Genomic DNA, 12,323 nt, shown 5'->3' on the forward strand with positions numbered 1-12,323 from the left:
TGATAGAATTGGGAGGTTTGATTCTTGTTAGATTCTAGTAACGAATTCTATTTAAGCAGTGTTGAAAGGCAAATAATTATTAAAGGGATTAAACGTGGATTAGAGCGTTTTTATAAGGATAGGGAGGGTAAGTCAGTTCTCATCACTGAAAGAAATTTCATCTCCAGACAACGCGCCTCCTATGTTTTCGACTCCATCTACCACATCGCGAATCAACACCCAGAATTGAATGTAACACCTGAAATTAGAACAGCAGGCTTATCATACGAGTATGTATCACTATTTTTTGAAACCCGAAAAATAGTCGTGACCTTCAGCCAAGTAAAACGCCCAGAAGATTTACCGGAGTATAGTGAATATCGAAACGAGTACACAGAAGGAAACCGACTCTATAATCCTCAGCTTTCCTTTTTCAGAGAAGAGGATGAGTTCAATCTCAAAATCTACAAACATCTCGTCGTCACCTTCAATGGCACCCATGGAGCAGATCCACTTTTTATATGGATTGGGGCTACTACTCCTGAACAGAATGCATGGATTTATCATGAAGAGCTAATGGCAGATGTTGGAGTGGGGAGTTAGCGAAGTTATCTCACTTTATAACCACGGAGACTGTTTTATCACAGTCTCCGTTTTTTAGTTAGTCCTTTTTTTAAAACAGCAAATACAATCAGCGGCTGCATTAAGATGGTCATTGGACGTTTCAGATTCATTACCTTAATAAAAGAATCATAGATATTCTTATCTTTTGCCGATAATAGGAATACGTTTCGGGCATACCATTGGAGAATGGGAAAACCAAGTGGTTTTTTACCAGTCGTCTCCGAATAACGAAAATCTTCTGTCAGTACCATATTCCAAATCGGAGCGATGATTTTTGCCGCCTTTTTATGAAATTTCTGGGCAATGTTGTCTTGCGATTGATTTTGTAAAATATCTTTTAAAGCAAGTGCCTCTAACACCGCAATGCTCATACCCTGTCCGAAAAAGGGATCAATTCTACATAGTGTATCACCAATCATCAAGAGCCCAGAAGGGAATTTCTTCACTTTTTCAATTTTTCTCCATGTAATATGTGGCACCTTATAAATCGAAATACCAGTAAGAGGTTGAGCGTTTTGTAATTCGTGAAATATATCCGTTTTTGGTAGTTTTTCGGCCAAAGCTAGTAAACTATTTTCTTTTAAAGTATCTTTATCATTGATGATGTTATGATATCCAATAAAAGTTGCCAAATATCGATTTCCCTCAACTTTCGAAAGGGATCCGGCCATTTTTTCATGAGGTGGATCTGGATAAAGCAACTTTATTGTCCAATCCCGGTCATTGTTGTCCGGTAATTCGACAATTTGACTGACGTAAGTTAACCCAATTTTAACTTTTTCTTCTGGAACCTGTACGCCTTGTTCAGTCAGCCAACGATAGGAGAAACTACTTGCTCCGCTCGCATCAATAATAAGATCAGCATAAATTATTGAGCCGTTCTTTAGCTCAACACCAATAATTCGATTTTCACCCTTATCAAAAACATACTTTTTAACAGTTTGATTATACCGAATGGTAATATTTTCATCTTTTTTTATGTATTGGTTAATATGCCATTCTAAGTGTGGTCGGGTTTGGAGTGTTGTTGTGTAACCACCATCGTATCGAAGTTTCCAAACTCCATGATGGTGCCAAGCCAGGTCTTTTGTAGAATTGATTTTTATCGCACCAGTTGAATAAAAATGTTCAGTGATTCCTGGAAAAAGCTGCTCTAAACCATGTTCTCCAGCGTGAAGCAATGCATGGATATGATTGCCTTGTGGTGCACCCTTTCTAGGATTAGGTGAAGTAACTTCGGAATCTTGCTCTAGTATAATTACGCTTTGAAAAGAAGCAGATAGAACACGGGCTGCTAACTTTCCGGCAATTCCTCCGCCAATTATGATTGATTTCAGATTTTGTTTCATTTAAAATACACTCCTATGTAATTCATATGTTTATATTTTAAATTGTGTTTGATAAAAAAGGTACATAATATACAAGAATGATTTAAAATTTATCCAGTAATGTTAGCCTCTATGTTATCTTTAGTTATCGAGTTAAAGGAAGTGAAACAGTGGAACCATTAAAACCAGCCATTCATTTTAACCATGTAAATTTTCATGCAGACAATAAACATATTTTGAAAAATATTACAGGTTCCTTTTATGAAGGAACGATTACGACCTTGGTTGGACCATCGGGTGCAGGAAAATCAACATTGCTGAAGCTTTGTAATGGTCTTTTGTCCCATGATTCTGGTGAAATTTATATAAAGGGAAAAGACATCCATTCATATGAACCAGTGCAATTACGACGGATTGTCGGTATTGCTCTTCAAAATGCACCAATGGTGAGCGGTACGGTGCTTCAGAATTTAGCTTTGCCATTAACGCTCCAAGGTAAAAAATTGGAAGAAAATACAGCGAAAGAATTATTAGATGATGTTGGATTAGAAGTTGAATATTTAGATCGGGATATTCGAGATTTATCAGGTGGACAGCGTCAAAAGGTGTCCATTGCTCGAACACTCGTTAATCATCCAAAAATAATGTTGTTGGATGAAATCACGTCGGCACTTGATCGGGTCTCTAAAACCGAAATTGAGGAACTGATTGTCAAAATCAACCAGAAATACAAGGTAACAACTATTTGGATTACCCATAATCTTCAGCAAGCCATCGAAATTGGAAATTACGTTTGGGTGCTTATGGAGGGGGAAGTCATTGAAACGGGAAAGAGCACTTTATTGAAATCTCCTTCACACGAAAAAGTAAAGCTATTTGTGAAGGGGGAGATGGCATGAGTACACTTGGATTAGCAATCGCCCTCATCTTTGTTCTCATCCCGATTTTTTTATCGAAAACATTTAATCTAGGTTTGGAAAAGGACACCACAATTGCGGTCATCCGATCAATCATTCAGCTATTTGCAGTTGGCTACATTTTAAAGTTCGTCTTTGAAACGGAAAGTCTCATTTATATATTTCTAATGGTTGTCGTAATGATTGTTGCGGCCACTCAAAATGCAAGGAAAAAGGGGAAGGCGATAAAAGGTATTACGTGGAAAATTGCCGCAACCTTGATTTTTATGGAGGTTCTCACACAGGCAATTCTCTTAGGGTTTAAAATTACACCAGCAACCGCCCAGTATATCATTCCAATCAGCGGGATGGTCGTCGGTAATTCAATGGTGCTCGCAATTCTATTTTTGAATAGATTTACAGCAGAGGTTGATACCCATCAAGAACAAACAGAGCTTATACTCTCCTTAGGTGGGACGCCAAAACAAGCGATTCATACCCAGCTTATTACTTCAATCAAGGCGAGTATGATTCCAACCATTGAGAGTCAAAAAACAATCGGACTCGTTCAACTGCCTGGGATGATGAGTGGACAAATTATTGCAGGAGCTAGTCCAATCCAAGCAGTTCAATTTCAATTACTCGTACTCTTTTTACTATTAACTACTGCAGCAGTAACAAGCATTATGCTTGGATTTTTGTCCTATCCAACACTATTCAACCAACGTATGCAATTTTTGAAAATGAGATAAAAAATAGTGTGAAACTAAAAATGCCTGAACCCACATCTCAAATGATAGGGCTCAGGCATTTATCAATTATATGAACGGGATATTTTAGTTTCCCAGCTTATTTTCGATATTCAATAATACACATTTAATATTTAAACACATGCCTGCCGATTTTCGCTGCAGTCGTTCTTGAATCTAGCCAACGACTAGTGGCAATCGCAGGGTTATAGAAGAACAAGGCTTCTTTAGCAATATATCTCATTTCATTAAGTGCTGCATGCACCGCTTTTTTCGATTCTTCATCAGCAGGTTTATTGATTGCTCCATTACGAACAGGCTGGAACTGGCCGCGTTGATAAATAACACCTTGAATTGTATCAGGGAATTTTGGGCTTTCTAAACGATTTAACACAACTGCCGCGACGGCTACTTTTCCTTCAAATGGTTCGGCTTGAGCCTCAGCTCGTACAATTCTCGCTAAAAGGTCTAACTCTTGGGAAGAAAATTTATATTTACTTGAAACACTCTTAACATCTGTCACAACTTGCTCTGTTTTTGCCGTTTTTACCGCTTCTAGTGTAGCAACGACAGCTTCTTCTTTTTCTTCAATGTGCATTCCTTCAAATAATTTTGGTGCATTATCATGAATTACTTCCGTAATTATATTTTGCCCGACAATAATAAGGTCTACATTTTCCACTTGAGGGTTCATAACCACTAATTCATCTAACTTCATTCCATGCTTTCGAGCGATTTCAGACATTGTGTCACCGTCTTGAACAGTATACGCAAACGCCTGATCCGCAAAAAATAGAGATGCTATAAAGATCGCTAGTCCTAATAGTAATTTTTTCATAGTAATAGTCCTCCTAGTTAATTTAAGTACTGGTTAACTCTCTATGACTCATTACTATGAACCGAAAAAATAGATTAGTATTACAGTTTCGTTACAGGTAGATTACACCTTGTCTATATTCCAAAAACTAGCAAAAAAATGGTTCTCTTTTGATTAAGAGAACCATCCCTTGGTACTTATTTCTTCTTGTCAAATTCCTCTTTAATGTTTTCTAGTAATTCTGGTTCTGTTAAAATTTTGAATCCTGTTAACGCCATTGTTTTTGCACCAAGGATCATTGCATCCTTCCCTTGATTGCTCAGGGCAGCTTCACGGAAACCGTGAGTGTGGCACGCAAATGGCTCATCACAAATTTTTACGTACGGATGGATAGAAGGGACAACATGGCTTACATTTCCCATATCAAGTGATCCGCCTTCTGCACGTTCATAAATTTCCTCCGGATTAACTCCTAAATCAATTAATGTATCGGTAAATACATCTGAAAAAGCTTCATTTGTAACCATATCATCATAGGAGAACTCATAAAATGACCATTCCATAGTTGCACCTGTTTGAAGGGCTGCACCTTGGGCACATTTTTTAACCTTTTCAACAAGCTCATCCACATACTCTCGCGTTGCAGCGCGAACATAGAATTGTGCCACTGCATAATCAGGTACGATATTAGCCGCTTTCCCACCTTCTGAGATAACTCCATGAATACGTGCATCAGATGTAATATGTTGTCTTAATGCATTGATACTGTTGAATGTTTGAATGACCGCATCTAGGGCATTGATTCCTTCATGTGGAGCAGCGGCTGCATGTGCCGCTTTCCCGAAAAATTCAAATTGGATAGCATCCTTTGCAAGGGATGCACCACTTTTTTCATAGTGGCTTAGTGGATGGACCATCATGGCCACATCCAGATGATTAAAGATACCTTGCTCCGCCATTGTTACTTTTCCACCTTTTGTTTCTTCAGCCGGAGTTCCGTACACAACAACCTTCCCGCCAGTTTCTGAAAGAACCTTCGATAAACCAATACCTGCTGCAATTCCCATCGTTCCAATCAAATTATGCCCACACGCATGACCTAATTCAGGCAGTGCATCATATTCCGACATGATTCCAATTGTCGCACCAGGTTTTCCACTGTCAAAAATAGCTTCAAAGGCGGTAGGGAGACCAGCTGTTCCTATTTCTACATCAAATTTATGTTTTTTGAGTTCATCTGTTAAAATTTTACAGGCCTTGAACTCCTCATGACCCAACTCGGGATTTGCCCCAATGTATGCACTGATTTCGTAAAAACGATCCTTATTTTCCTCGATAGCCGCAAGTATTTCTGCTTTCATAATGAACCAACTTTCTTTTATAGGTTTTCTATGGATTATTATAAAACAACATGTATAAAAATTCAATTAAACTCTTTGTCTACTATATTATTTTTATATAATGATTAAAAATTATTAAAAAATAGGCACTAGCACATACAGTACAACCCATAGGCTCATATCCTAACAATGTAATGAAAAAGAAAGGGAGATGACATTATGAACTACGGATACCACGATCACTGCGGATACGGATATGGTGGATTTGGAAATAACAACGGTTTTGTATTAATCGTTGTATTGTTTATCTTATTGATAATTGTTGGTGCTTCTTACGTACGCTAATCATATACAGAGCAAATAAAACAGGAGGTTCCTTTCACAAATAGTGGAGGGAGTCTTTTTTTTGTTTGCGATAATAATAATATGTAAACTAGATGATCTGAACACAATTAGGTTGATTATAAAAATATTATGTTAACTGCGTGTTTTTTTTTTGAATAGATATTACCCTAAAATACAAATGATAAAAAGCATATGTCTTTATTGAGGTGAAAATATGATTAATCAATATGAAGTTGTCATTATCGGTGGGGGAATAGCTGGATTGCAGGCTGCCATTCAGCTTGGAAGGTACAACCGTAAAATAGCGGTTATTGATTCAGATGACGGCCGTTCTACCATTTGCAGAAGCTACCACAATATTTTAGGGTGGCCAGACGGAGTAAGCGGGGAAACATTACGTAATCAAGGAAAAAAGCATGCAGAACGTTACGGGGTCTCTTTTATTCAAAATGAGGTCATAAAAATTGAAAAACAAGGTGATTCATTTCAAATCGATTGTCGGGGCGGCGATACATTTGCTGCAAAACGGTTGCTCCTTGCAACTGGCATAAAGGACAATATTCCACCTATTAAAAATATTTATAAATGTTTAGGGTTAACTGTCTATGTATGTCCTGACTGTGACGGCTACGAAGTGGTTGACAAGCATGTGATTGTGATTGGATCTGGAAAGTCCGGAGCGGCAATGGCACTCACTCTTTCTTATTTTACAAAAGACATTACATTCATCAATCATGACTGGAATAAACTTGATAATGATCTGATGGATAAGTTTGAGCAAAAGGGTATATCTCATATCCAAGATGAAGCAGAGGAAATTTTGCTTGGTGAAGATCATGCAGATTTTCTTGGCGTACGTCTGAAAAGTGGAAATATCATTAAGGGAGATCGTGGATTTTTAGGGTTTGGGGGAAACAAGGTACGGTCAGAACTAGCAGTCCAGCTTGGGATCGAACGAATGGAAAATAAACATATCAATGTTGATCCAAGAACAAAAATGACGAATATAAAGCACGTCTGGGCAGCAGGAGATATTGCCGTCCATTCCGAGCAAATAACAATCGCCATGGGTGATGGCATGCAGGCAGCCATTTGGATTCATAAAAGCCTTTTAGATGAAAAAACATCCGAATAACGAAATTATCAATCTTTACATACATATGATGTAATAATAGGCTTTTAAAATACTTAAGCGCTTACAGGGGATTGAGAAAAAGGCGTGTGTATTTGTTTATGATGTATGCAATACCATTTTGGTGAGGAGGGGTTCGTATGGACGAAACCCGCTTAATTAAACCCTTATTGGATAAGGATTATCCGATGATTAGCCATGGGGATGGAATTTACCTATATGATACATACGGGAAAAAATACATCGACGGCTCTTCTGGTGCCATCACGGCAAGCATCGGCCATGGCGTCAAGGAAATCATTGAAGAAATTGAAAAACAGGCTAATAAAATTTCGTTTGTGTATAGGTCACAATTCACAAGTGAGCCCGCTGAAAAATTAGCAAAAAAGTTAAGTGACCTGGCAAAAGGCGGTGAATACTGGTCTTTTTTTGTAAACAGCGGTTCTGAGGCAACGGAAACCGCAATGAAAATAGCAATCCAATATTGGCAGGAAAAAGGCATCAAGGGGAAAAATAAAATTTTATCACGCTGGATGAGTTACCACGGAATAACGATTGGTGCGCTTTCGATGTCCGGTCATCCCGGACGAAGAGCTCGATTTGTTTCATTATTAGAGGACTATCCAACAATTCAGCCACCATATTGCTTCCGTTGTCCGTTTAACACCACCTATCCGACCTGCAACCATATGTGTGCAACCGAATTGGAACAAGCAATCAACCGAATAGGTGCCGACCATATTGCAGCCTTCATTGCTGAACCGATTATTGGTGCAGCGGGTGGTGCAATTGTACCGCCTGAAGGCTATTATCAAGTCATCAAAAAAATCTGCGAAAAACACAACATATTATTCATCGCAGATGAGGTAATGACAGGAATGGGCCGCACTGGGAAAATGTTTGCCCTTGAACATTGGGATACACAGGCAGACATCATTGCCCTTGGAAAAGGGATGAGTGCTGGCTACACACCGGTTGCCGCAACACTTGTAAGTGAAAAGGTAATGGACCCTATTCAAAAGGGGTCAAAGCTCATCATGAGTGGTCACACATATAGTGCTAATCCTCAATCTGCTGCAGTCGCTTTAGCAGTAATCAATTACATTGAAACTCATAATCTCGTTGAAAAATCTAAGAAACTCGGAAAATACCTTAATGCGAAACTAGAAGTATTACAAAAAATGCATCCCATTATTGGCGATGTTCGTGGAAAAGGACTTATGTGTGGAATTGAATTTGTATCCGACATGATTACGAAATTCCCTTTTAAAAAGGAAATCGATTTAACATCACTTGTTGTTGGTCAAGGTCAGAAAAATGGTCTCTTACTTTATCCGGCTGCGGCTGGAATCGAAGGTGTTGGTGGAGATGCCATTCTTGTTGCTCCGCCACTAACGATCACCAAAGATCAAATCGATGAACTAATCGAACTCCTTGATCAAACCCTAAACGATGTGGAAACCGAACTGAGGAATAAAGGTGTAATATCAGCATAACAAGGAGGTGTAATAAGGTGATTGAAAATCGCTACAATAAGATTTCAACTCTAGAAGCGGCCCTGGCACATATCAATGATGGAACAACACTAATGTTTGGGGGCTTCGGCGGGATTGGAAGCCCGCCAACTCTTATCGATGGTTTGCTGGAGAAAAACGTCAGAGATTTGACGTTGATAGGAAATGATACAGGTTTTCCAAACATTGGAATTGGAAAACTCGTAAGCCGTGGTCATGCAAAAAAATGTGTTGTTTCCCATATTGGCTCTAACCCGGTAGCAGGCAAATTAATGACGGAAGGAAAAATGGAAATTGAATTCTCTCCGCAAGGAACTTTAGCTGAACGAATACGAGCTGGTGGAGTGGGACTTGGCGGGATTTTAGTAGATGTTGGTATTGATAACGAAATCGTATCAAATGGAAAACAAATCATCCAAGTTGATGGTACGAATTATCTATTAGAAAAGCCATTAACGGCGGATGTTTCTATTGTTTTTGCGAAAAAAGCTGATCCATTCGGAAACCTTGTCTATGACAAAAGTGCCCGAAATATGAATCCGCTTGTGGCTATGGCTGGTAAATACACTATTGCTGAGGTTGAGGAAATTGTTCCGCTCTCAGAACTTAACCCAGAGGAAGTCATTACGCCTGGCATTTATGTCGATATGATCATCGAAACGGGAGGGGTGAACTGGAAATGGGTATGGGAGTAGATATTCGCAATAGAATTGCAAAAAGAGCTGCACAGGAAATTAAGGATGGCATGATTGTGAACCTTGGGATTGGGATTCCTTCACTTGTTCCGAACCATCTGCCAGACGGGATGAACGTCATGGTGCATGCCGAAAACGGGATATTAGGTATCGGTCCAAGCCCAGATAAGGGTGAGGAAGATGAGAATATTTGCAATGCTGCCGGGTACCCGGTAACAACTGTCACAGGTTCCTCCTATTTTGATAGTTCAATTGCCTTTGGCATGATTCGTCGTGGGTATATCGATATAACCATTTTAGGCTCGCTTCAGGTTAGTGAAAAAGGTGACCTTGCTAACTGGATTGTTCCGGGTAAGCGCGTTCCAGGAATGGGCGGTGCGATGGAACTAGCGCAAAAAGCGAAGAAAGTCATTGTTTTAATGAATCATGTCGACAAGCATGGAAATTCCAAGATTGTGAAGGAATGCAGTCTGCCGCTCACTTCGAGAAGCTGTGTTAACCTCATTATCACAGATATGGCTGTGATTGGAGTAAGGGAGGATGGACTTCAGCTACTAGAAGTCATGGCCCCTTTTGTCGTGGAGGATGTCATCAAAAATACGAGTGCCGAATTGAAGTGGGACGATACCATTTCACAACTAGTTTAATATAGGGAGGAGAATTGTGTGTGTGACAATCATGAGAAAGTAAAAAAGTGGATACAAGAGAACAAGAGTAAGGGCATCCGCCTTTTAAAAAAGCTAGTTCAAGAGCCTAGTCTTCAAGGGAATGAAAGATCCTCACAGGCGATTATCATTGAAAAATGCCGCCAGCTTGGGATGGAAATTGACATCTGGGAGCCAAATGGTGCTGAACTGTTGAAGCATCCGTTTTTTGTGTCACCAAGGAGCAATTTTATTGACAGTCCCAATGTTGTAGGTGTCCTTAAAGGGACAGGTGGCGGGAAATCCCTCTTGTTAAATGGACATATCGATGTAGTTCCAGAGGGCGATATCACGCAATGGGAGATGGACCCGTATTCTGCGGAAGTGAAGGATGGAAAATTATATGGACGAGGTTCCACCGATATGAAGGGTGGAAATGTTTCACTCCTTTTAGCGATCCAAGCCATTAAAGATTCTGGTATTCAATTAAAAGGAGACGTTATCTTTCAAAGTGTTATTGAAGAGGAAAGTGGTGGGGCTGGAACCCTTGCGACCATTTTAAAAGGCTATAAAGCAGATGGCGCAATTATTCCTGAACCGACAAATATGAAAATTTTTCCGAAGCAACAAGGTTCCTTATGGTTCAAAATCGATATTTATGGTCGGATTGCACATGGTGGAACAAGATATGAGGGCATCAGTGCAATCGAAAAATCGATGACAGTCATCAATCATTTATTAAAGTTAGAAATGATTCGCAATGGTGCGATCAATGACCCATTGTATAAAAATACCCCAATCCCTGTCCCAATTAATATTGGAAAAATTCATGGCGGAACTTGGCCATCCTCTGTACCGGACGTTGTCACAATTGAAGGACGAATGGGGGTTGCACCAGAGGAAACGATTGAACACGCAAAATCCGAAATGGAACAATGGCTTACTAAATTACCTGAAAAGGATGCGTGGTTTGAGGAACATCCGGTTGGACTTGAATGGTTCGGAGCACGTTGGGTGCCTGGTACGATTGATCCCGAACACGAACTTATGAATCTTTTAAAAAATAGTTTTAAACAGGTGAAGGGGGAAGATCCGATCATTGAAGCTTCACCATGGGGCACGGACGGTGGTCTTTTAACAGCGGTTGGCAATATCCCAACCATCGTCTTTGGTCCTGGAACAACAGAGGTTGCTCATTACCAGAATGAGTATATTGAGCTTGAACGAATGTTCGATACTTCAGAAATTATTGCTCGCACTATTTTAGAGTGGTGTGAAGTTTCTGAAGATTAATGATATGATAGTAGAAAAGATTTTTTAGGAGGTTGGGTGTTGTCAGGTCAGAAATACAGTGAGCAAAAGCAGATAAATAGAGTAACCTATCAAGCAAACATCATCATAGATTACTTTAATCTGAGAGTTCGAGTAGTTGAACATCGCGGCAATCTTTTTTCACTTTTAGAAGAGGTTCATCAGATTGCTGTACAGCATTCCTTTGAAAAAATCATTTGCATGGCAAAGTACGAGGACTTGTGTGATTTTATGGCGAGTGGTTTTATGATCGAAGCGATGATTCAAAAATATTTTATTGGCAGTGATGCCTATTTTGTCACGAAATACTATACAAATGAACGACGAAATAGTGAAAAATGGTTGGAAGAGGATAAAATTATCAATGACATCCTTAGAAAACCGCGAGAAAATAAATTAACAGACACCCATTTTTTAATCCGCAAAGCAACACCTGGAGATGCAGAACAGTTGGCGACATTATACGACACTGTGTTTCAAATCTATCCTACTCCATTAAACAACCCAGATTATATTCAGCAAGTGATGAAGGATTCGACAATCTTTTATGTAGTTGAGGACAACGGTGTAATTGTAAGCAGTGCCTCAGCTGAAGTAAACTCAACCTTTTACAATGCGGAACTAACCGACTGTGCGACCCTGGATGCATACCGCAAGCACGGATTAATGAAAAAGCTCTTGATGCAGCTTGAAAAAGAGCTAATGAACAATGGAATCTATTGTGCCTACTCGATTGCGAGAGCACTTTCATATGGTATGAACAAAAGCTTTTACCAGCTTGGATACTCGTATACTGGCAGACTCACAAACAATTGTTATATTTTTGATAAGATTGAAGATATGAATGTGTGGGTGAAAGATCTATCCAGAAATTGAACAATGACTAAGAGAACGCCATATCCTGTGGCAGCGTCTTCATGGCTCGCGTCCTGTGGGCCTCAATTTTCGG

The 12,323-nt window shown here is 39.5% G+C and carries 13 protein-coding genes; 10 read left to right on the top strand and 3 right to left on the bottom strand.

The genetic code is table 11. From position 1 onward, the window contains the following. Window positions 1–24 precede the first annotated feature (24 nt). Entirely contained in the window at window positions 25–582 is a 558-nt protein-coding gene (locus LKW28_RS09555) for a hypothetical protein (RefSeq protein ID WP_229140139.1), read from the top strand. A 38-nt stretch (window positions 583–620) separates the two neighbouring features. Here LKW28_RS09555 and LKW28_RS09560 read toward each other — a convergent pair whose 3' ends face one another. Further along, a complete protein-coding gene (locus tag LKW28_RS09560; protein ID WP_229140140.1) occupies window positions 621–1,952 on the bottom strand; it encodes an NAD(P)/FAD-dependent oxidoreductase in 1,332 nt (443 codons plus the stop codon). A gap of 149 nt (window positions 1,953–2,101) precedes the next feature. On the opposite strand from LKW28_RS09560, the gene LKW28_RS09565 reads away from it, so the two are divergent. Both LKW28_RS09565 and LKW28_RS09570 read left to right on the top strand, forming a co-directional pair. Further along, window positions 2,102–2,830, top strand: a complete 729-nt coding sequence (locus LKW28_RS09565) for a phosphate ABC transporter ATP-binding protein (RefSeq protein ID WP_229140141.1) — start codon at window positions 2,102–2,104, stop codon at window positions 2,828–2,830. Continuing rightward, window positions 2,827–3,579 carry an ABC transporter permease gene (locus LKW28_RS09570; protein WP_229140142.1) on the top strand — a complete coding sequence of 251 codons (753 nt, stop codon included), beginning with the start codon at window positions 2,827–2,829 and terminating at the stop codon, window positions 3,577–3,579. The genes LKW28_RS09565 and LKW28_RS09570 overlap by 4 nt, the downstream gene beginning before the upstream one ends. A gap of 124 nt (window positions 3,580–3,703) precedes the next feature. Here LKW28_RS09570 and LKW28_RS09575 read toward each other — a convergent pair whose 3' ends face one another. Together LKW28_RS09575 and LKW28_RS09580 are read right to left on the bottom strand one after the other, a co-directional pair. Beyond that, a complete protein-coding gene (locus tag LKW28_RS09575; RefSeq protein ID WP_229140143.1) occupies window positions 3,704–4,414 on the bottom strand; it encodes a cell wall hydrolase in 711 nt (236 codons plus the stop codon). 176 nt (window positions 4,415–4,590) lie between these two features. Beyond that, a complete protein-coding gene (locus LKW28_RS09580; protein ID WP_229140144.1) occupies window positions 4,591–5,754 on the bottom strand; it encodes a M20 family metallopeptidase in 1,164 nt (387 codons plus the stop codon). 198 nt (window positions 5,755–5,952) lie between these two features. On the opposite strand from LKW28_RS09580, the gene LKW28_RS09585 reads away from it, so the two are divergent. The 7 genes from LKW28_RS09585 (at window position 5,953) to ablB (ending at window position 12,250) form a co-directional block, all read left to right on the top strand. After that, on the top strand, window positions 5,953–6,078 hold the full coding sequence (locus LKW28_RS09585; RefSeq protein WP_229140145.1) for a YjcZ family sporulation protein: 126 nt from the start codon (window positions 5,953–5,955) through the stop codon (window positions 6,076–6,078). A 214-nt stretch (window positions 6,079–6,292) separates the two neighbouring features. Next, on the top strand, window positions 6,293–7,213 hold the full coding sequence (locus tag LKW28_RS09590) for an NAD(P)/FAD-dependent oxidoreductase (protein WP_229140146.1): 921 nt from the start codon (window positions 6,293–6,295) through the stop codon (window positions 7,211–7,213). Window positions 7,214–7,350: 137 nt separating this feature from the next. Next, window positions 7,351–8,706 (top strand): aspartate aminotransferase family protein, encoded by a 1,356-nt coding sequence (locus LKW28_RS09595; protein WP_229140147.1) that lies wholly within the window; start codon window positions 7,351–7,353, stop codon window positions 8,704–8,706. A gap of 20 nt (window positions 8,707–8,726) precedes the next feature. After that, the gene (locus LKW28_RS09600; RefSeq protein WP_229140355.1) at window positions 8,727–9,419 is read left to right on the top strand and encodes a CoA transferase subunit A; all 693 of its coding nucleotides are present in this window, start codon (window positions 8,727–8,729) and stop codon (window positions 9,417–9,419) included. Further along, window positions 9,404–10,066, top strand: a complete 663-nt coding sequence (locus LKW28_RS09605) for a 3-oxoacid CoA-transferase subunit B (protein WP_229140148.1) — start codon at window positions 9,404–9,406, stop codon at window positions 10,064–10,066. Before LKW28_RS09600 ends, LKW28_RS09605 begins: the two co-directional genes overlap by 16 nt. Before the next feature lie 18 nt (window positions 10,067–10,084). Then, the gene (locus tag LKW28_RS09610) at window positions 10,085–11,356 is read left to right on the top strand and encodes a peptidase (RefSeq protein ID WP_229140149.1); all 1,272 of its coding nucleotides are present in this window, start codon (window positions 10,085–10,087) and stop codon (window positions 11,354–11,356) included. A gap of 39 nt (window positions 11,357–11,395) precedes the next feature. Continuing rightward, the gene (gene ablB, locus LKW28_RS09615) at window positions 11,396–12,250 is read left to right on the top strand and encodes a putative beta-lysine N-acetyltransferase (RefSeq protein WP_267497959.1); all 855 of its coding nucleotides are present in this window, start codon (window positions 11,396–11,398) and stop codon (window positions 12,248–12,250) included. Window positions 12,251–12,323 lie beyond the last annotated feature (73 nt).

This window comes from Bacillus sp. REN16, from assembly GCF_020731355.1.
Lineage (GTDB): Bacteria > Bacillota > Bacilli > Bacillales > Bacillaceae_L > Ferdinandcohnia.